Annotated in this window: 13 protein-coding genes; 5 read left to right on the top strand and 8 right to left on the bottom strand. The window is 53.7% G+C overall.

Going from position 1 to position 20,681, the window contains the following annotated elements; genetic code table 11:
* Window positions 1-491: 491 nt before the first annotated feature.
* Window positions 492-4,373, bottom strand: a complete 3,882-nt coding sequence (gene purL / locus CX651_RS01765; RefSeq protein WP_101053011.1) for a phosphoribosylformylglycinamidine synthase — start codon at window positions 4,371-4,373, stop codon at window positions 492-494.
* Window positions 4,374-4,663: 290 nt separating this feature from the next.
* Between purL and mltF the strand changes: the two genes are divergently transcribed.
* On the top strand, window positions 4,664-6,112 hold the full coding sequence (mltF, locus tag CX651_RS01760; RefSeq protein WP_101053009.1) for a membrane-bound lytic murein transglycosylase MltF: 1,449 nt from the start codon (window positions 4,664-4,666) through the stop codon (window positions 6,110-6,112).
* 235 nt (window positions 6,113-6,347) lie between these two features.
* Here the strand turns inward: mltF and tadA are convergent, their stop codons facing one another.
* Both tadA and CX651_RS01750 read right to left on the bottom strand, forming a co-directional pair.
* Entirely contained in the window at window positions 6,348-6,860 is a 513-nt protein-coding gene (gene tadA / locus CX651_RS01755) for a tRNA adenosine(34) deaminase TadA (RefSeq protein ID WP_101053007.1), read from the bottom strand.
* A 351-nt stretch (window positions 6,861-7,211) separates the two neighbouring features.
* The gene (locus tag CX651_RS01750) at window positions 7,212-9,125 is read right to left on the bottom strand and encodes a TonB-dependent receptor domain-containing protein (RefSeq protein WP_101053005.1); all 1,914 of its coding nucleotides are present in this window, start codon (window positions 9,123-9,125) and stop codon (window positions 7,212-7,214) included.
* Between the two features lie 235 nt (window positions 9,126-9,360).
* Between CX651_RS01750 and CX651_RS01745 the strand changes: the two genes are divergently transcribed.
* A complete protein-coding gene (locus tag CX651_RS01745) occupies window positions 9,361-10,431 on the top strand; it encodes an alpha/beta hydrolase (protein WP_101053003.1) in 1,071 nt (356 codons plus the stop codon).
* A gap of 562 nt (window positions 10,432-10,993) precedes the next feature.
* The gene (locus CX651_RS01740; RefSeq protein ID WP_025886758.1) at window positions 10,994-11,218 is read left to right on the top strand and encodes a hypothetical protein; all 225 of its coding nucleotides are present in this window, start codon (window positions 10,994-10,996) and stop codon (window positions 11,216-11,218) included.
* On the opposite strand, the gene CX651_RS01735 is transcribed toward CX651_RS01740, so the two are convergent.
* Together CX651_RS01735 and CX651_RS01730 are read right to left on the bottom strand one after the other, a co-directional pair.
* Window positions 11,212-12,138 carry a class I SAM-dependent methyltransferase gene (locus CX651_RS01735; protein WP_025886757.1) on the bottom strand — a complete coding sequence of 309 codons (927 nt, stop codon included), beginning with the start codon at window positions 12,136-12,138 and terminating at the stop codon, window positions 11,212-11,214. The genes CX651_RS01740 and CX651_RS01735 overlap by 7 nt on opposite strands.
* Window positions 12,139-12,165: 27 nt before the next feature.
* Window positions 12,166-13,245, bottom strand: coding sequence for an AI-2E family transporter (locus CX651_RS01730; protein WP_101053001.1), 1,080 nt, complete (start codon window positions 13,243-13,245; stop codon window positions 12,166-12,168).
* 67 nt (window positions 13,246-13,312) lie between these two features.
* Between CX651_RS01730 and folX the strand changes: the two genes are divergently transcribed.
* Window positions 13,313-13,681: a dihydroneopterin triphosphate 2'-epimerase gene (gene folX / locus CX651_RS01725; RefSeq protein ID WP_096141612.1), complete on the top strand. Its 369-nt coding sequence runs from the start codon at window positions 13,313-13,315 to the stop codon at window positions 13,679-13,681.
* A gap of 46 nt (window positions 13,682-13,727) precedes the next feature.
* Window positions 13,728-14,627: a TIGR01777 family oxidoreductase gene (locus CX651_RS01720; protein ID WP_101052999.1), complete on the top strand. Its 900-nt coding sequence runs from the start codon at window positions 13,728-13,730 to the stop codon at window positions 14,625-14,627.
* A gap of 81 nt (window positions 14,628-14,708) precedes the next feature.
* On the opposite strand, the gene CX651_RS01715 is transcribed toward CX651_RS01720, so the two are convergent.
* From CX651_RS01715 to CX651_RS01705, 3 genes are all read right to left on the bottom strand, one after another.
* Complete coding sequence (locus tag CX651_RS01715) at window positions 14,709-17,546, bottom strand: ExeM/NucH family extracellular endonuclease (protein WP_101052997.1); 2,838 nt, start codon at window positions 17,544-17,546, stop codon at window positions 14,709-14,711.
* 254 nt (window positions 17,547-17,800) lie between these two features.
* A complete protein-coding gene (locus tag CX651_RS01710) occupies window positions 17,801-18,319 on the bottom strand; it encodes a GDYXXLXY domain-containing protein (RefSeq protein WP_198552036.1) in 519 nt (172 codons plus the stop codon).
* A complete protein-coding gene (locus CX651_RS01705; RefSeq protein WP_101052995.1) occupies window positions 18,319-20,532 on the bottom strand; it encodes a DUF2157 domain-containing protein in 2,214 nt (737 codons plus the stop codon). The genes CX651_RS01710 and CX651_RS01705 overlap by 1 nt, the downstream gene beginning before the upstream one ends.
* Between the last annotated feature and the right edge of the window lie 149 nt (window positions 20,533-20,681).

The raw sequence follows: 20,681 nt of genomic DNA, 5'->3' as shown, positions 1-20,681 counted from the left end.
CGATATAATTGACTACTATATAGCCTGTGTTAAGGAGACGCTCAGGTCGGTCGATATCGATATCTGCAGACCTTCCTCCGCGCACAATGATTGAACTTTGTGTGGAGATATTGCTATGAAAAAATTTTTCGAACGTCTGGTTAACTGGTACAAGCCTGTTTTTGCTGAACTTTATAAGTCTCAATTGGTGTACTGATCACAGTTGAATATAGGCTTGTCTTGAAGTTTTGTTAGCGCAAAACGGCCCCATAGGGTTACCTATGGGGCTTTTTCATAACAGGAACCAATGAAAAGAGATTGCCGTCTTAGACCGGCTTTAGCCTACTAAGCGCTGTAAAGCGTACATTTTGACACTTCAACACATAAGAATATATTGAACAAAGTGCAAGCTATTGATGATATGAAGCTTTTCCTGTAGGACAAAAGTCAAATAAAAAAGGCGGGTTATAAATACCCGCCTTTTTTTACCCTTTATGGGATGATTTTTAACCTTATCCCAACTTCACTCTGGCGTTACGGAACATTCTCATCCAAGGGCTATCTTCGCCCCAGTTTTCCGGATGCCAGGAGTTGGCGACTGTGCGGAATACCCGCTCAGGGTGGGGCATCATGATGGTGACTTTGCCATCCAGGCTACAGATCCCGGATAAGCCGTTGGGTGAGCCGTTGGGGTTCTGTGGATACAAGCTGGCCACCTCACCTTTACCGTTGACATAACGCAGCGCCACAGTACCGCTCTGCTCGGCTGCTGCCATGGTGGCAGCTGAAGCAAACTCGGCACGCCCTTCCCCGTGGGAAACGGCAATCGGCATTCTGGAGCCGGCCATACCGCTGAAGAACAGCGATGGGCTTTGCTGCACTTCCACCAGGCTGAAACGCGCTTCAAAGCGTTCAGAGCGGTTACGGACAAAGTGCGGCCAATGCTCGGTACCCGGAATGATCTCCTTGAGGTTGGAGAGCATCTGGCAACCATTACAAACACCCAGGGCAAAGCTGTCGGCACGCTCGAAGAAGCGGCTGAAGTCCTCACGGGCACGGCTGTTGAACAGGATGGACTTGGCCCAACCTTCACCGGCGCCCAGTACATCACCGTAAGAGAAGCCACCACAGGCCACCAGTCCCTGAAACTCTTCCAGGCTGATACGGCCACTGAGGATATCCGACATATGCACATCGCGGCTTTCAAAACCGGCACGCTCGAAGGCGGCTGCCATCTCAATATGCGAGTTGACCCCTTGCTCACGCAAAATCGCCATCTTGGGTGCAGCGCCCTTGAGGATATAAGGCGCGGCAACATCTTCTGCCGGATCAAAGCTTAAGTTGACCGTGAGGCCGGGATCGGTTTCATCCAGCTTGAGGTCAAACTCTTCACGGGCACACTCAGGGTTGTCCCTGAGCGCCTGCATTCTATAGGTGGTTTCAGACCAGAGCTTACGCAGCTCGGTACGTGAAGCACTATAAATTTCAGCACCTTGATCCTGGATACGGATGCGGCCATCGTCACTCAGCTCTGCTATCGGATGACAATCCACACCGGCACCAGTGTAAGCCTTGATAATCTCGGCGGCTTGATCTTTGCTCACCTGCAGCACAGCGCCCAACTCTTCGTTGAACAGGCGCGCCAGGGCGCTGCCGGCCAGCGCAGAAATATCCACCTTCAGGCCAGTGTGACCGGCGAAGGCCATTTCCACCAAGGTGGTGAACAGACCGCCGTCACTCTTGTCGTGGTAAGCCAGCAAACTCCGCTCGGCCACCAACTGCTGAGTCACCTCGAAGAAACCTTTCAATACGGCTGCCTGATCCAGATCCGGCGCAATATCCCCCAGCTCACCGAACACCTGCGCCAGGCAGGAACCGCCCAGACGAGTCTTGCCCTTGGCCAGATCGGCCAGCAGCAATACGGTTTCGCCTTTGTCGGTACGCAGCTCAGGAGTCACGGTATTGCGAATGTCGCGCACCGCACCGAAGGCGGTGATGATCAGCGACATAGGTGCGGTAACCGCCTTCTGCTCGCCCTTGTCTTCCCAGGCGGTCTTCATCGACATCGAGTCTTTGCCCACAGGGATGGTCAGTTCAAGCTCGGGACACAGCTCTTCGCCCACTGCCTTGACCGCCTCATAGAGGCCGGCATCTTCACCCGGGTGACCGGCTGCAGACATCCAGTTGGCCGACAGCTTAATGCGCTTCAGTGAGCCGATATCGGCACCGGCCATGTTCAGCAAGGATTCGGCCACGGCCATCCGCGCCGAGGCGCCAAAATCCAGCAAGGCCAGCGGAGTGCGCTCGCCCATGGACATGGCTTCGCCCACATAACTGTCGAACGAGGCGGCGGTAACGGCGCAATCCGCCACAGGTACCTGCCAGGGGCCGACCATCTGATCGCGGTTCACCAAGCCGGTTACCGTGCGATCGCCTATGGTGATCAAGAAGCTCTTGTCGGCAACAGTTGGCAGAGTCAGCACCCGCTTAACGGCTTGTGCGAGATCAATGGAAGCTTCATCCAGCGCCGCAGACTGCGCCTTTTGACTCACTACATCTCGGCTCATCTTCGGTGGTTTGCCCAACAAGACTTCCAGCGGCAAGTCGATAGGCTTGTTGTCAAAGTGCTCGTCGCTCAGGCTCAGGTGCTGCTCGGCAACCGCCTCGCCCACCACGGCAAATGGCGCGCGCTCGCGCTCACAAATGGCGGCGAAGGTATCGAGGTTTTCGGCTGCCACAGACAGGACATAACGCTCCTGGGATTCGTTACACCAGATCTCCAGCGGGCTCATGCCTGGCTCATCGGAAGGCACGTTACGCAGCTCAAACTTACCGCCGCGACCGGCATCGCTTACCAGCTCAGGGAAGGCGTTGGACAAACCACCGGCGCCCACATCGTGAATAAACTGGATTGGGTTGGCATCGCCCATCTGCCAGCAGCGGTCGATAACCTCCTGACAGCGGCGCTCCATTTCCGGGTTTTCCCGCTGCACCGAGGCAAAGTCCAGATCTTCACTGGACTGGCCGGACGCCATGGAGGAAGCCGCGCCGCCGCCAAGGCCAATGTTCATCGCCGGGCCACCCAGTACAATCAGCTTGGCGCCTAAGGAGATCTCCCCTTTCTGTACGTGCTCTTCGCGAATGTTGCCAAGGCCACCAGCCAGCATAATAGGCTTGTGATAACCGCGCACCTCGACACCATTGTGGCTGCAAACCTGCTGCTCGTAGGTGCGGAAGTATCCCAGCAGGGCCGGACGACCGAATTCGTTGTTGAAAGCGGCGCCGCCCAGAGGACCATCAATCATGATGTCAAAGGCAGTCACAATCCGGTCCGGCTTGCCGTAGTCGCCTTCCCAAGGCTGCACAAAGCCCGGGATCTTGAGGTTGGATACGCTAAAGCCGGTCAAACCCGCCTTGGGCTTGGAGCCGCGGCCGGTAGCGCCTTCGTCACGGATTTCACCGCCCGAGCCGGTGGCTGCACCAGGATAGGGACTGATGGCGGTCGGGTGGTTGTGGGTCTCCACCTTCATCAGAATATGCATCGGCTCTGTGTGATAACGATAAACGCCGTCACTGTCGGGGAAGAAACGCCCGGCTTCAAAACCTGTCATTACCGCAGCGTTGTCTTTATAGGCCGACAACACATAGTCCGGGGTCTTCTCATAGGTATTCTTGATCATCTTGAACAGCGACTTGGGCTGCACTTCGCCGTCAATGGTCCAGTCGGCGTTGAAGATCTTGTGACGGCAGTGCTCTGAGTTCGCCTGGGCGAACATCATAAGTTCAATGTCGTTGGGATTGCGCTCAAGACGCAGGAAATTGGTGACCAGGTAGTCGATTTCATCGTCGGCCAGCGCCAGGCCCATTTCGCGGTTGGCGATTTCCAGCGCTCTGCGGCCTTCGCCGAGAATGTTGACGCTGACAAAAGGTTTGGGCTCAGTGCGAGCAAACAGCATATCGGCCGCTTCAAAGCTGTCCAGTACCACTTCCATCATGCGGTCGTGCAGCAGCGCCTTGAGGCTCTTGAGCTGTTCGCCGCTCAGTGTGTCGGATTCCACATAGTAAGCCAGCCCGCGCTCCAGGCGTTTTACCTGCTTGAGGCCGCAGTTGTGGGCAATGTCGGTGGCTTTGGATGACCAGGGAGAAATAGTACCGGGACGGGGAGTAACAAAAAGGAGAATGCCTTGGGGTTCGTGGGATTCGATGGCCGGACCGTAGGTGAGAATCTTACTCAACTGCGCTTGGTCATCGGGGTTGAGCGCTTCGCTCAGATAAGCCAAATGAACGTATTCGGCATAGATTTGCTTTACCGGAAGCTGGGCGACTTCACAGGCCTGCATCAGCTTTTGCACTCTGAATGCCGAGAGTGCGGGGGCTCCGCGGATGATCTCCATCACGTCTTATCACCTTATTATTTATAATTACAGGGTCAGAGGTGGCGCTATTATAGGTAAATGCGCCCTACAAATCACCTCAGACTTTGCTCAAAACAGTGTTTCCTGTGATATAAAGTAATCCTATGGGGTAATATACCCTCCGGCGCAAAACCTTCGCCTAAATCAGCAGGAAACAGCGCCGAAAACCAATACACAATTCATTGAATTTGTTTACAAACATATCAGACATAGGGGATAAGCCCTATCCCGGCAGCAAACCACAGACTAAAGGCTTTTACCGATAGATAATGAAACGAATTACCGCGACTCTCACCCTGATCATCTTGCTGGCCGGCTGCCGGCAAGCTGTCGTGGATGAAACTCAGGTAACCCCGGCGGTGAAAGAAATCAAAGAGCTCAGGGTGGGTACCCTCTATGGCCCACAAATATTTGTCTCCTCTACTCAAGGAAACACTGGGTTTGACTATGAGATGGCGGCGCGCTTTGCCGACTTTCTCGGCAAGCCGCTGGAAATGAAGCCCTATGGCAATATCAGTGAGCTTTACCAGGCGCTAAAGCAAAATGAAATTGATTTGATTGCCGCCGGGCTGTCGGATACCCGCAGTCGTAGACAGCAATTTCGTCTCGGACCGCCGCTTTATCGGGTCAATCAGGTGATGGTCTACCGCGCTGGCACTCCTGTCCCCAAAGATCTCAACGCCCTGGATGCGCCTGTCACTGTAATAGCCGACTCGTCGTTTGTGGAAACCCTCAACCGACTCAAGACAGATAATCCCAACCTGGAATGGCAACAGGTTGCAGATAAAGATAATGAAGAGCTGCTGAGCATGATAGCCAGCGGCGAGCTCAGCTATACCATTTCAGATTCCACCAGCATTAATATCAATCGCCGTTTTATGCCTGAGCTGAGATACGGCCAGGTGCTGGAGCAGCAACAGGCTGTGGTCTGGCTGTTGCCCCCCAGAGGCAGCGATCAGCTGATGAGCCAACTGCTGCGTTTCTGGCACCAGGAACAAAGAGACGGCACGCTGGAACACTTGGTGGAAAAATACTTTGGCCATGTCAAACGTTTCGACTATGTCGACACCCGCGCCTTTATCCGCGCGGTTGACAGCAAGCTGCCCAAGTACCGCCATCTGTTTGAAACCTATGCCGGTGAACTCGACTGGCGCAAGCTGGCCGCCACCAGTTATCAGGAGTCGCACTGGAATCCCAGGGCCCGCTCACCGACCGGCGTGCGCGGCATGATGATGCTAACGCTGGCAACCGCCAAACAGTTGGGAGTGGAGAATCGCCTCGATCCCGAACAAAGCATCCGTGGCGGCGCCCGCTATCTGAGCGACATTTTGGTACGCCTGCCTGAGTCTATTCCAGAGGAGGAGCGGATGTGGTTTGCCCTCGCCTCATACAACATAGGCTATGGCCATGTGGAGGATGCCCGTAAGCTGGCACAGGCCAGAGGCCTTAATCCCAGCGCCTGGAAAGATCTCAAGCAGGTACTACCCTTGCTGCAAAAGCGCAAATACTACCAAAATACCCGCTATGGCTATGCCAGAGGTAACGAGGCGGTGCACTATGTAGACAGTATTCGCCGTTACTACGACACCCTAGTGTGGATAGACAATCAAGCCAAGCAGGAAATGCTGGCTAAAGAACAGGCCCAGCAAGAAACCCAGGCTAAGGCGCAACTACAGAGCGAGGAAGCAACCGAACTCAGTGGCGCCCAGCCCGACTGAAAATCCTGCATACCACTCATTTTCGCGCCAAACAGTCTGGCTTTTATACACAAGCCGCCCTTTGGGGCTGGCGCAAGCTTAAATAAGCTGTTAGCTTGTCATTGATGCAAAAAACTTACGAACACACCTTAAGGTAAGCTTATGAAAAGAAAGACTATTAACAATGCAATGGCCCGTCGCCGCAGCCTGGTTAAAACCCGTCACAAACGCATTCTCAACCGTCACAAACTTTTCTTCAGTTTTCTGCAGCAGGCAGATTAAGTTTCCTTGCCTGCTTCAATGCCTTCTGCTCCTGTCTGCGTCGCCTGAAAAAGGCGCTCAACTGTTCGCTGCACTCCTGTTCCATCACCCCGGCACTGACGGCCAACTTGTGATTGAACAGGGGATGACGCACCAGATCCAACACTGAACCAGCCGCGCCAGTTTTAAGATCGGCAGCCCCGTATACCAATCTCCCCACCCTGGCATGCACCATGGCCCCAGCACACATGGCACAAGGCTCCAGCGTCACATAGAGGGTAGTATCCAGCAGACGGTAGTTTTCCAGTTGACTGCCCGCCTGCCTGAGGCAGAGAATTTCCGCGTGGGCACAGGGGTCGTTGGCGGCAATAGGCTGGTTCCAGCCGCAGGCAATAAGCTGGTCATCTTTGACCAGCACGGCCCCTACTGGCACTTCCCCGAGGGCTTCCGCCTTTTGCGCCATCTCCATGGCCAACTGCATCCAATGTAAGTCGCGATTCTCTGTCATTCTATCTGTCCGTCGTCAGTGCGGCGCCAGAGTATAATACGATTCCTGCTATAAGTTTAAGCCTAACCTACTCACCCGTTTGTTGGCCCTATAACGGCAGCATTTTTAGCCAACTCAATGAAACAATAAACATATGGCAGACAATCTCTCTTGAATAAGCAACAAACACCTATCCCTGTCAGATCATGTCCGTATGAATGAACAGCAACCCCGAATTGTTACCACAATAAGGCCGGTACAAAGTAATTAACACCCAAGCAGCAAACTCGTATCCCCTAAAGTTCAAGCCGTTATATAACGGCTTGAACTAAAAGACCTATGATAGTGAGTATCTATTATCATTCAAGGTATTCAGAGACTCAAACTGACACCGACAAAGAAGGCACGGCCTTGCAGTATCATATCGCTGTTGGTGTCTTCCTCGGCCGGTTGTTCGTCGGTAAAGTTGGTTACCCCGGCGCGTAGTTTCAGGTGATCGTTCAGCCGATAACTGCTGCCGATATCGAAGCGGCTGTAGCCATCCTGACGCACGGCACTGCTATCCAGATATGAACCGAAATAGTTACCGGCAACATACAGCTGCCAATCGTCGGTGAGATACCAATCCAGTTGCACATTGGCACTCTGGCGTGGACGCCCCGTGAGTTCATCACCGTCACCTGTCTCGGTATCGAGATAACTGTAGTTTGCCTTGAGGCCGAGATCCGCCGTGATATCCACGCTGGCGGTCAGCTCTACCCCTTGCAAAGTCACCTTGGATTCGTTGTAGTAAGTACGGCTTGGGCTGGAGCCATCCCAAGCCGAAACAGTGATCAGATCTTCCACCTTGTTATGGAACAAGGTTGCAGACAGCTCATAGGAAGGCTGACTCCACAAGGCTGCCAACTCATAGTTGACACTGGTTTCGGGCTCAAGATCTGCATTGCCCACTACAGTACAAGCGCCGCGGCAACTGACTGAAGAGAAAGTCGGAGATGATTCAAACAGTGCCGGAGCCCTGAATGCCGTGCCGACACCACCTTTGAGCACCAATGCATCCGAAGCACGGTAAACCAGATACGCCCTGGGGCTGAAATGGCTGCCGTACTTTTCGTTGTCTTCGTAGCGGCCGCCGAGGGTCAGGGTGAAATCATCCAGGAAATCGAACTGATCCTGAATAAACAGCGAGTATTGTTCAACACTGTCACCACCGGTAAGTGGATATTGCACAGGATCGTCGACTTCAGTTTCAAAGTACTCGGCGCCGACTGTCCAGTCCTGCTGCCACAGGTTAAAGAAGGCTGAGCCTCTGAAGGTAGTGTTTTTCTCTTCGATGTCGCGTCCCAAAGGGGGCTGCAGCGAATAGCGGCTGTTGTAGTCGTAGATATCCGACTTTTCCAGGTTGGCCAAAAGCTCGGTGCCACCCCAGCTCCACTCGCCTCTGTGAGTCAGAGCAAAGGTGTTGCGCTCTATCTTCTGCTCGCGCTTTGAATTGGCAGCAAAGGTGGTCAAGGGCACCTTGTCATTATCGTATTGATAATCCAAGTCCAGCGATTGATTGTCTGCCAGCTGCCAGGTGAGCGAGCCATAGAGCTTGCGAGTCTTGCGCTCTTCTATGGTGTCCTGATCCGGGGTCAGTTCGGGCATCAGCCAGGCGTCCTGCTCGGCCACCTCTGCGGTGAACATCAGCCCCAGATTATCTGTGAGTTTGCCCGAGCCAAACAGGTTGGTACGACTGCGATCGCCACCCTCGCCGTCCTGCATCCAACTGTACTCGCTGTCGAGTACCAGTTGCCAGTCATCATCTGGCGCCTTGGTGATCACGTTGATGACCCCGCCAACCGCATCTGAACCATAGAGAGCCGACATCGGGCCGCGAACAATCTCCACCCGGGAGATGGCGTCGATGGGGATAGCAGTCAAGTCAAAGTTACCGCCGCGCCACAGACCATTGGAAGAAGAAACCCGCTTGCCGTTGATCAACATCAGTACATAGTCTTCATCCATACCACGGATATAGATGCTGTTTCGACCCGAGTCGTTGGTCACCACATTCACGCCGACGCTGTTTCTCAGCACATCCCCCAGATCTTTGACCGGCATCAACTTAATCGCTTCGGCATCGATCACCGAGATTGAGGCAGGCGCAGTGCTGAGTTGCTGATCCTTGGCACTGGCGGTAACGACTATATGCTCCATTTCACCTTCATCTGCCTGGGTATAACCACTGACAGCCATGGCGACCAGGCTCAAGGTAAGCAGTTTGCGGCACTTATCCAGTTTCATTCTATTCCCCCGATTATCGCGGCAACAATTGCGCCTTGTAAGTTATTGCTCTTGAGTAAATCCAGGTAAAGCCCCTGGTTCCATGGCGCGAAAAAGTAGCATAATCTTTACAACATAGGAATGATATTGGTTATCATTTACAATGTAATAATGCGAATGTGAGCCAGGCCACTCAAAAGCCCATCAGGGCTGAATTTCAAGCTGAAAATGTCACCTTTACCGAGTAAAAATTTCCATGAAAAAATCACTGTTTATCCCTCTGACGCTATTGTTAGGTCTGCTGGTAGGCTGCAGCGCCCAAAGCCTGGATAAAGAAGCCGCCGGGAAACAACAGCGACTGACGCTGAACTCCAACATATTGGGAGAATCGCGGGAAGTATTACTGCGCCTTCCCAAACACTGGGACGCCAGGCACAGCAAGAGCTTTGCCCGATATGTAATCCTGGATGCCGAGCAGCAATTTGAGCATCTTGCGCCCATGCTGGATTATCTGGCTTCCGGGGTTAATCCTGCGATACCTGAAGGCGTCATAGTCGGCATCATCAACCGTAACCGTATTCGGGACTTCACGCCGGTGAAACTGGAAACACTACCCGGTGGTAGACCCGCAGGGCCGCTTTATCAGCAATCGGGGAATGCCGGCGCTTTTCTCGACTTTCTCGACCAGGAACTTAACCCCTGGCTGAATACCAGGCTTGGGCAGCCCGGCCCTACTGTGCTTATCGGTCACTCTTTTGGGGGCTTGTTGGCACTGGAGGCGCTGCGCCGGCAACAGCCTATGTTCAATGCTTACCTGGTGCTGGATGCCAGTCTCTGGTACGACAGCCCGACTTATGCCGATGAGCTCGAGCAGGCACTCACTCAGGGCCAGCTAACAGGCAAGCCCCTGTACATGGCGATAAGTAACCAGGCCACCACCCCAGGACTTGGCCGCAATGACTACCACAAACAGCGAAATCTGGCGCTGGCCAAACATCTGTCGGCGCTGCCGTCTCAGCAACTTATATTTCACAGCGAGTTCTTCAGTGACGAAGATCACCACTCCCTGCCTCACATAGGAGTCTATCAAGGTATTCGCTGGCTAATGCACTCTCAACAGTTGGATATATTCGCCGAGGATTTCAGCGTGACTGAAGTGGTCAGTCGCTTCACGCGCTTGAGCGAGAGCCAGGGTATTGAAATCAAGCCTCAGCATCATGCACTCAAAGGCTTGCAGCGCCAGGCACAAAGACAAAAGCTTGCTCAACAGCAGCGGATATTGACCCAACTTATCGAGCATTATTACCCCGGCTCCACCCTCGAATGACTCATCCGTAATTCAATGGCAACAAAAAAAGCGGCAACCCTGAGGTTGCCGCTTTTTCAAGATTTGAGCTGCCTGGCTGAGGCTTAATCCAAAAACGCTTCTTCGTCTTTCTCTACCGGAAGTGATTCAATCACTTCATCCTGCAGTTGGTAGTAAGCATCTTGGTACTCATGAATTTCCATAACAACTCCAGTCTATTCTGTAGGGTACAGGGCGTATCTTTTTCTTGGATTCCTGTTAAGTTCAGGTCCCGACGACACTTTATGCCCGATTCCGGCTTTTCGGAGCCCTGGGTGTTTCCCCTAAGGCGGCGCCAGTATAACAGGGCTAGAGAAGGAATTACAGAAAACTTTCACTTTCGTTACCACCAACTGCTTAAACCACCTTTAAAGGCTCAAATATCCACCGGTTATGTAGGAAGTGCTGAAAGACTTTCAGTTTGATATGCCCCTGGGTTCTGAGGCGAAATTTTTTAAACACATTGGGTCTAGCGGCGGGCGCTGCAACTGCTATTGCTTAAAGGAGGCCTCCCCGGAGCGTAAATCAGCAAGAGGACGACGCCATGAATCATATTGTCGACTTTGAAGCACGAACCCTCGCCACCCTGCTGGCCAGTGGCGATATATTGGGAATGCGCATGTTTATGGAAAGGATGCAGATGCCCTTGGATGTCCAGGACAGGCTATTGCATCAGGCATCCGGCTTGAGCAGTTTTGATGTTGAAGGCATAGCCGCCCTGTTGGAAGAAGGCGGCCAATCCCTGATCTCTGAACGCCTCAGTTATTGAGTATCCGAGTCCGGTTCTCCCTCATAGCGATACAGCAACACCTTCAATGCCCTGTCAGGATCCCGGTCTGCAAAGGCCGGTGGGTTATCCAGCTGTTTGACAAACTCAAGTTCTGGTGCGGCGTCACTGACCTGGCTCTGCAAAAACGCTCTGTCCAGCTCAGGCGCATTGAGACAGAGCAACAGCTCGGCGCCCGGGTTCAAGAGTTGCGGCAGATGACGCAGCAATCGCAGGTAGTCTTTGGTTGCCACAAAGCTGCCCTTTTGGTTGCTGGGTGGATCGACTATCAGCAAGTCATAGGGCCCGAGTTTTTTAAGTTTGCCCCAGGATTTGAAAATATCATGCCCCAGAAAGCGGGCGCCGGCAGTAAGCCCATTGAGCAAATGGTTTTGCTTGCCGATGGCGAGCGCCCCTTTACTCATATCCATATTGACCACCTCATCGGCGCCGCCCTTGAGGGCCGCCACCGAAAATGCACAGGTATAGGCAAACAGATTCAGTACTTTCCGCTGAGCACTGTTGGCCATCACCCACTCGCGGCCGTTTCGCATGTCCAGGAACAAACCATGATTCTGGCCCCGTAACAGATGCAATTGATAACGGCAGCCAAGCTCGCTGGCCAGATGTGGCTCGGGTATCTCGCCGGCAATGAGCTCGGTGCGGGTCTGCCCAGCGGCGCGGTATTGATAGACCAGATTCAGGGCAAGCCCCAAGGCTTGCCAGCGTAATTGCAGACGCTCGGTAACCAGCGCCAGTTCTTCCGGCGTCAGTGGTTTAAAGGCGGTCAGCAACACCACAGGTGCAAACCAATCCAGGCATAAGTGCTCGCTGCCTGGATAACGGCCACCGCGACCATGAAACAAACGGCCACACTCATCGCCTGGTGTCAGGTCGGTGATGGCTTCCAAAAATAACTGCATGAAATCCTCAACTTCTTATTTCTGCCTTTATTCGGCATCGGCTGCCGCTTCTTTATCGGCATTTTCCCGCACGGCAATACTGGCATCGTCCGAGAGCAAGATTGCCAGCCAACTGCCACTCTGGCTCGATTCCAGCGCTATCTTGACTATCATGGTGAGCGGCACAGACAGCAACATGCCGACCGAGCCCAAGAGCCAGCCCCAGAAGATCAACGACAGGAATACCACCAGAGTGGACAGCCCGAGGCCACGCCCCATAAATCTGGGCTCTATCAGATTGCCCATCACCATGTTGGTCGCCAGATACAGTGCGGCAACGGCGCCGGCACCCGCTGTGCCCAACTGCACAAAAGCCAGCAGTACAGCCGGAATAGCGGCAATAATAGAGCCGATATTGGGAATATAGTTAAACAAAAAGGCCACTACGCCCCAGAGCAGCGCATAATCCACCCCCATCAGCGCCAGACCGACACCGACAATAACACCGGTTGCCAGGCTGACCAGGGTCTTGATCACCATATATTGGTTCACCGATTGCAAGAAACGCTCAATCTGGGACAAACGCATATCAGGGTCATCCAGCGCCAAATGCACCTTACGCGGCAAAGATTGTGCCTCAAACAGCATAAAGACTATGGTCAGCACTATCAGAAACAGGTTGGCCATCACATTGCCCACGCCGGAAAGCGTATTTGTGGTCAAAGACAAGGCCATGCCGGGGTCCAGATAGGCCAGCACCTTGTCCTTGGAGATGTGGATATTCAGCTCCTTGAGCTTATCCAATATCCAGGCAAATTGCTCCACCAACTGCGATCGGTATTGCGGCAACTGCTGGGAAAACTCGTTGATGGAGCTGCCCACCACAGAAGCCAGCCAGAGCCCAAGCAACAAAATAATCGCCACCAGCACAAATACAGCCAGGGCGCGGGGCACGCGATAACGGCTCAAGGCATTGATGGCCGGGCTGCAGATAACCGCAATAAAAGCCGATAACACAAAAGGCACTACTATGGCGCTGGCGGCCTTAATTCCAGCCAGCACTATGACCAGGCAGGCCATGACAGCGAATCCTTTCAGCGCCATGGACGGACGATAGGCTGATGACATAATTGAAATTCCTTGTTGTTCTCTGTCACAATCAGCCGTTGCATCAACAACAAAAAGTAGTGACATGATGAAACCCGAATTAGCTATTATACGCATTAAAAACCTGCGCTTGCGCACTTTTATCGGTATCAAGGAAGAGGAGATCAACAATCGCCAGGATGTGATCATTAATGTCTGCATCCATTACTGTGCCGACAAGGCGCGTAGAAGTGATGATATGGAGCACGCGCTCAATTATCGCACCATTACCAAGGCGATCATTAACCTGGTGGAGGACAACCGCTTCTCCCTGCTGGAGCACCTCACAGGGAAAGTACTGGAAATTGCCAGCGAACATGAATGGGTAGAGTACGCCAGCGTTGAAATCGACAAGCCCCATGCCTTGAGGTATGCCGACTCGGTTTCACTGCAGCTGAGCTACCGTAAACCGGCGTAAGCCAGTCTATACTCTGGAGAAACATTCAATAAGTCAGGGAGAAGGCATGAATATTCTGCTCACAGGTGCAACCGGGTTTATCGGTTCAGAACTGGCGCAGCGGCTGGCAAAACGCCATAGGCTGACTATTTTGAGCCGCAACCCCGCGGCGGCCGAGCAAAAGCTGGCGCTGGTACAGACCCGTTACATAGATTCGCTGCAAACACCCGGACTGCTTGAGGAGATAGATGCCATCATCAACCTCGCCGGTGAGCCCATAGTTGCCAAACGCTGGAGCGATGAGCAGAAACAGCGGATCTGCCACAGCCGCTGGGACATCACAGAGCAGTTGGCTACGCTTGTCCGCAACAGCCAAAAGAAACCCCAAGTTTTTCTCAGCGCATCGGCGGTGGGTTTTTACGGGCGTCAGGGGCCGGAGCCCATAGACGAAAACGCCACGCCCCATGATGAGTTCAGTCATAGGATCTGTGCCCAATGGGAGCAAAGAGCCCTGGCGGTTGCCGAACTCACCCGGGTCTGTATCTTTCGCATCGGCATAGTGCTTGGCAAAGATGGCGGCGCCTTGGCCAAGATGTTGCCTGCCTTCAAACTGGGCCTTGGCGGCCCGATTGGCCATGGTCGTCAGGGAATGAGTTGGATCATGCGCGAAGACTTGCTGCGCCTTATTGAATTTCTGCTGGAAAATGAAGCCTGCCGCGGCATATACAATGCCACCGCGCCGCAGCCTGTCAGCAACCGCGACTTCAGCAAGGCTCTCGGCAAAGCGCTGCACCGCCCCGCTTGTCTGCCGGCACCGGCATTGGCACTGCAACTGGCAATGGGTGAGATGTCGACCCTACTGACCGAAGGCCAGTTTGTATTACCGGTTCATGCCCAGGCCGATGGTTTCGAATTCAACTACCCGGAAATCAATCACGCGATGAAAGCCTTATTCAACAAGCGCTAACTAAAACAGATAAAGGGTAAACAGCCTTTGAGTTGACCAACAAAAACGCCCGCTGCAGCGGGCGTTTTTCGTCTTAAGCGGTTAGAAGCTAAGGCTAGTGCTGGCCTTTTGCTTATCATTGTCGGTCACGGTCAAAGTCACTTCATTGGCACGACCGCCAATACGCATGGCAACCGGGCCGTTGAATCTACGCCCATCGTTGAAGCGCCACTGTTGCTTTTTGATATAACCGTCAGGATCATAGCTCTCGGAGATAAACACCTGCAGCAGCCAGAGATCCAGATGACGGATAACCGCCACAGGCTCGGTCGGCTCAGGGGCTATCTCAACGGTTACCTCACGGCTGACACTGTGCTGGGCACCTTTGTCGTCAGTCACGGTCAGAGTGATGAGGTAGACACCGCTTTGCTGGTATTCATGGCTCACTTGCTCGCCAAAGGCTTGAGTGCCATCACCCAGATCCCACTCCAGGCTCACCAACTCACCGTCGCTATCACTCGAAGTGCTAGAAAGCGCCACTGCGGCACCATTTTGCTGCACTGAGAACTCGGCAACCGGTGCCTGATTGGCCGCGGCAAAGTCCAGAGCGATGATCACAGGGTCGTGATCCGATGAGCGGAAGGCATCGTTGCTGTAGAAACTTTGCAGTTGCTCCGGCGTCTTGAACTCAGTGTTATAGTCCAGCACCCTGGGTTCATCAGTATTGATATGCCAATCGGTCACATCACGAACATTGGCCAGCATGGCTTCATTGGCCAGTGCATGATCTAGCTGTCCCGACTCACCGGAGAACACATAGGAGTATGCTGAAGGCTTACCAAGCTCGCCAAACAGCTCGGCGTAACCGGCATTGGCCAGGGTTGTCAGTGGATCTTCCTTGGCGTAGGCATTGAGATCCCCTATCACCAGCACCTTGTCATCCTGATATTCTGCCTGCAGGAACTGGCCTATCGCCATGGCTGCGCGGGTTCGGGTCAGATTACAGTTACCCTGGCCGTCGTTCATGTCGGGATCGCCCAGCGCATTACAATCACTGCCCTTGGACTTGAGGTGGTTGACCGCCACCACAAAGCTATCCTCACTGTCGTTGACGCTAAACTTCTGGGTCAGCATGGGACGGTTCTTGCCATCGTTGAACAACACCTGACCATTGTCATCCAGCGCCGAATTACTGCTGTCCAGAATCGCCGCAACCCCTTCCGGGGTGACTCTGTCCTGACGATACAAAATACCGACGCTGATCTCATCGTTGCCAATACGATTAACCTGTGGCGCCAGATAGCGATAGCTGTCAGTGCCAATGGCGTCGTTGAGACCGCGGGCCAGATCGGCAATTGCCGAGTTACTGCCGAAACCATCGTTCTCGATTTCCATCAAACCGAAGACATCGGCGTTAATGGTTTTCATCGCCGCGATTATCTTGGCTCGTTGGCGCTCAAATTCCTCTTGAGTATCGGCGCCGCGGGACGTGGGGAAACCGCCGCCCTGGCCATCGCCGTTGAAATAGTTGAGCACGTTGAAACTGGCAACTGTCAAGGCATCGAGACGATTCAACTCAGGCTCGGATGCTCTGGGATTGGCGGCAACAAAGTTGACGGTATCGACCGGCATCAAACGGTAAATGCCAAAGCCGTAATGCATCACCGCGGTGAGGTTTGTGACAGTATCACCGACTCTGAGCGGGTTAGCGGCGCTCAGACCCGGGGCCGGATAGATAACAGGATCCGGGTTTTGTGCCGTCAGGCCATCGTCAAGCACTATGGAATCCAGGGCATTGGCTGCCGTGACCGCCAAGGCATCGGCGCCGGGATTGGCCACCTGAGTACCGATAAAGTGACGGCTAGAACCCAGCAACACCTCACCATAACGGCCAAGGTTGTAGACTTCGTTTACCGTAAGATGCTGCTCAAAGCTGACCAACATGCCTTCGAAGGCTTCAAGTGCACTGCTGTCATTAACCGGCAGGCTCACTCTGGCTGCACTCGGCAGAGGTTGCGATGTGGCACACAAGGCCTTGGCACTGACATTGGTCAGTTCAGTCAGGCCTTGATATTCAGTGACCTGAGCCCGCACTCGAATTCGGTCGCCGGCTTGATAACCACTGGCGCTATTGCCTGTGTACAGGAACACCCCTTCCGAGGTCAAAGGATCGGCATCCGCTTCGGCATCGGCCATCTGCAGGAACAATCCCTTGAGACCCGCTTCCTGGTTGCTGGTGACTATTGCTTCCACTTCCAGGGTTTCACCGGCCAATGGACTGGCCTCACCGCTACCCTGCAATGCATGAATGGGTGTAGCCGCATCGCCGCAAACCAAGGCGCCATTACCGGGATCTGTCGGTTCACCCGGCTCGCCGGCATTACCGCCAAAGGCCCCCAGGTCGTCGATATTATCGATGGCGAAACCATCCCAACCGCTGAGGTCAACCGCATCGAAGGGGTCGAGATCCGCACTCAAGTTGTCCAGCTTACGCCTTAACGTATTGTTTTGAGTGGAAACATCACCGCTGCCCCACTCGGAGCCGGGATCCACCCCAACCTGGCCCAGGCTGTCGACCACCTCACCATTACGGCTCAGCACCAGGGCATCATCACCGTTGAAGAAACTGGCGCTGCTGGTTTGCTGCGCCAATGCCAGGATTGCAGCGTCGGCATCATTGTCGGCCAATACATGAGTGCCACCGGCGGCCAGCATGCCGCTCAGGGCAATGCTGCTGCCTGCGCTGCTACTGCCATTGAAGAAGATATCCAGCTGATACTGGCTGAGATCGACAGCTTGACTGCCGGCGTTAAAAAGTTCGATGGCCTTGTTATTGCCTGAACCTTCAACATACTCGGAAATGATCACTTGCTCGCTCGCCTGAGCCTGGGCAGCAATACTGCCCACGGCCAGGGCAAGCAGACTTGCCTTGGTTAACATATTGACCCCTGAAATATATCCTGATTATAGTGATTTTCTTATTTATCAATAAGTAATGTTATTTCCACATCTCCGCATCCGGAGAAGCAGCCACTATAAAGGCCACAAGTTACAGCCAGGTTGCAATATGTAAAATATTTATCAAACTTTAGTGTTAGTTAATTAGTCTTATCAAGGAGTTAGCTTGGAGTAAAAAGTAAAAAATCCTAAGTCACTCTAGTGGTCTAATGAACACAGCCTTACCACTCTTAGGTTCAAAGAGGCTTAAGTTGACTGTCACGCAAGCCCACCAACATCAGCTCCCCGTCAGCGCCCAATCTCAGCTCGCCATAACGCCCCTGGCTGAAATGCTCGGCCTGGCCCTCTTCAAAGAAAAAAGCCTGGCTCGCCAGTTGCACTTCTCCCTGACGGACTTTAAACGGCAAGCGTCTTTGCTGCTGCAACAAAGGAGCCTCTGGATCACTCTCCAACGCCACAAAAGCGGCGCGCTGCTGCTCGTCGAGACTCACTCTGAGCCAGCCCTGCATATTGTCCTGAAACTGCCCTTTTGCGCGCAGCTCATTGGCCAGTTGCCGGGCCAATTTATAGTCGAGTTGCATATAATCCCCCTGCATCAGCGAGCGGGGATCCACCGGGGCCAGCTCAAGCAAAATGGGCTCACCGTGCTGCCAGAGTTGCTCTTTCTGCCACACGGAAATGTTGATGACCAGCAAACAAAGCAGCCCCCATATGAGACACAACCCCATGATTTTTGGCGTCAATTTGGGTTTCATTACTGCTCTCCTCCATTCTGCGCCGCCAGCCACTCAGGCCTGTCACTCAAAGGCTTGAGCGCAAACCAGAGCAGTAGCAGACTCACGCCAAGCAGCATCAGCAGCAAGGATTTTTCCAACAAGGTTTGCTGCAACGAGTAATAGTAATAACCGCAGTAAACCGGCATAGCCAGGACCCCGAGCCAGAGCAGCAAGCGCTCGGCCAGCACAAAGCCGAAAACCGCCACCAACGCGCCGGCGATAAGCCCGGGGATCCACCAAAACCAAACCAAGGCCGACAGCAGTCCCAGTAACAACAGCACCTGCGAACGCCCATCCAATTGATGCCGGATTGCGTTCATTCGACTGCCGAAAAAACGCCAAAGTTGCCACAGCAGCAAAGCTTCAAGTAACCATTGCGCGCCTTGCAACATAGCAAGGCTCATGCCGGAACTCTTTAACTCCCATACTCCCTCCAGCCAAACCAATTGCGGCGTCTGACAAAAGAGCAGCGCCAAGGTCATGGCCATGGCAAGGGAGCGCCAGCGAAGCGGTGTCTTGCCCCAGTCGGCCTCATGGCGCCAGAGCAGCACAAAGCCCAGTAGCAGTGCCGGCGTCACCAAGGGTAATAATGAAAGAGTCTGCAGCAGCGCAATCAAGGCCAATAATGCCAGCAGCGCGCAACTGGACCGGGTCAAATAAGCTGGCAGCAGATACCAGTGAAGCGAGGCCACCAGGGCCAGCATCAACCACCAGCGCCAGGAAGCCACTTCAAACAGCAGCTCGTCAAAGGTTATGCCATAAAGCACCAAGGCGGCCACGGCAAAGCTCAAGGCAAACTGAGAGATAAACAGTCCACTTTGACCTCGACTCAAACCAAAGGCCACTGCAGATGCCGCCATCGCCAGGCTCAGCAGCAACCCAGGCTGAATATCGTCCAACAATAACGCCAGGCTGGTGCCGATGAAACCCAGCAAACAGATCCCGGCTAACCAGCCAAACAGGATAAGCATCGCCTTGAGATACCAGGGACTTTGCAACTCTGGTGTCTCTTGTGCCACATCCCCCGAGACAATGCCTGCCTGCTGCAGCCGTTGCCAGAAAAGGCTGCCCGCATTAGGGACGATTTGCTCATCCTCCCTGGGCTCTGTGCCGGCTGTCGCATCTTTGTGTTTTTGGGTCTGTTGCTCTGGTGCCGTGGCCAGATAGTCAGCCTGCAAGCGCTTTAGCAGCAAGGCGGCGACTGAGGCACTGAGCAGCACACAAAGCGTCATCAGGGCAAACAACAGTACCACGGCATCACCATCAAGTACTTCAGACAGCAAGCGCAGCAACCAGAGATCAAACAGCGCTGCCGTGCCGAAAAGCCCGAGCGCCATGCCGTAGAGTTTACGCCTTGTGTGATAGCCTCGTATCAGCGCTGCGGCAACAACCCCGTAGAGAACGACGGCAATAAACTGCTGTGCGCTCAAGGAGTCGAACAGCGTCCAACAACTCGCCAACAACAAAAAGCTCCAACTCAGCAGCCCGCTTGTTACCTCGCTGAGGGGGATGCCGTGCTTGTCTGTCAGCGCAAAACGAAGCAGGCATTGATGCAGCAGCCAATTAAGCGCAAACAGTGACCAAGGGATAGCGAGCCTGTCATCCCCCAGCAAGCTAAACAGGTCTGCAAACGGCAATGAGGTTATCTGCAGTAACAAGCACAGGGCCAGGTTCAACAGCAAGATAAGCAGCAGATAACCGGCTTCCAGTTTCAAAAACACCACCCAGGGCAAAATAAGCAGTGCCCACACGGCAAACAACTGCCAGTTGTCAGCCCCTTGCTGATAGCTCTGGCCGATAAAGGCCAGCAAGACGCCGACAAACACACAGGCCGCAAACAGGAGCCAGGGCAAAGCGCCTTGTGCCTTGTCGGCAAGGGGTGGCTTTAACCGTCGGCTCAACGCAAAGGCCAACAACAAACAGCCCAGCAAGCCGGTTTCCAATAACGCCAACTTGCCCATGCGCGGCAAAGCAGCCCAGTTGTAGGCAAAAAAGCAGATAAGCGCCGAAACAAAACAGAGCGCAGCGCTACCCAGCAGCAGAGGGTTGAAAAAGCTCAGGCTCTGCTTGGCCCCGGCTGATGGCAGTAATCCCAAGGCGTTGCGCCACGCAGCCCCCGAGACAAGTTGTTGCGAATGCCATAGATAGAGTTGCTGCTTGACCCGGGCTCTGTGTTGTTGCAAAGCATCCATGAAATGACCTGCCCGCTTTCCTTGAATGAATTAAGTTCCTATATTTAATCACAAGATCAAACAGATGAGCAGAGTTGTAGGCAGGGCCTGTGTGCCGACAGTTTCTATCCAGAGGAAGATCGACACAATGACAATAAAGCACCTGTCTA

This window comes from Shewanella chilikensis (genome assembly GCF_002836945.1).
GTDB classification, from domain to species: domain Bacteria; phylum Pseudomonadota; class Gammaproteobacteria; order Enterobacterales; family Shewanellaceae; genus Shewanella; species Shewanella chilikensis.
The sequence above is the reverse complement of the archived record's forward strand: the minus strand, read 5'-3'. Positions and strand labels throughout refer to the sequence as shown.

Excerpts from the sequence above, each read along its gene's own strand:
- purL (WP_101053011.1), bottom strand. The coding sequence starts at position 4,373 with ATGGAGATCATCCGCGGAGCCCCCGCACTCTCGGCATTCAGAGTGCAA.
- mltF (WP_101053009.1), top strand. The coding sequence starts at position 4,664 with ATGAAACGAATTACCGCGACTCTCACCCTGATCATCTTGCTGGCCGGC.
- tadA (WP_101053007.1), bottom strand. The coding sequence starts at position 6,860 with ATGACAGAGAATCGCGACTTACATTGGATGCAGTTGGCCATGGAGATG.
- CX651_RS01750 (WP_101053005.1), bottom strand. The coding sequence starts at position 9,125 with ATGAAACTGGATAAGTGCCGCAAACTGCTTACCTTGAGCCTGGTCGCC.
- CX651_RS01745 (WP_101053003.1), top strand. The coding sequence starts at position 9,361 with ATGAAAAAATCACTGTTTATCCCTCTGACGCTATTGTTAGGTCTGCTG.
- CX651_RS01740 (WP_025886758.1), top strand. The coding sequence starts at position 10,994 with ATGAATCATATTGTCGACTTTGAAGCACGAACCCTCGCCACCCTGCTG.
- CX651_RS01735 (WP_025886757.1), bottom strand. The coding sequence starts at position 12,138 with ATGCAGTTATTTTTGGAAGCCATCACCGACCTGACACCAGGCGATGAG.
- CX651_RS01730 (WP_101053001.1), bottom strand. The coding sequence starts at position 13,245 with ATGTCATCAGCCTATCGTCCGTCCATGGCGCTGAAAGGATTCGCTGTC.
- folX (WP_096141612.1), top strand. The coding sequence starts at position 13,313 with ATGAAACCCGAATTAGCTATTATACGCATTAAAAACCTGCGCTTGCGC.
- CX651_RS01720 (WP_101052999.1), top strand. The coding sequence starts at position 13,728 with ATGAATATTCTGCTCACAGGTGCAACCGGGTTTATCGGTTCAGAACTG.
- CX651_RS01715 (WP_101052997.1), bottom strand. The coding sequence starts at position 17,546 with ATGTTAACCAAGGCAAGTCTGCTTGCCCTGGCCGTGGGCAGTATTGCT.
- CX651_RS01710 (WP_198552036.1), bottom strand. The coding sequence starts at position 18,319 with ATGAAACCCAAATTGACGCCAAAAATCATGGGGTTGTGTCTCATATGG.
- CX651_RS01705 (WP_101052995.1), bottom strand. The coding sequence starts at position 20,532 with ATGGATGCTTTGCAACAACACAGAGCCCGGGTCAAGCAGCAACTCTAT.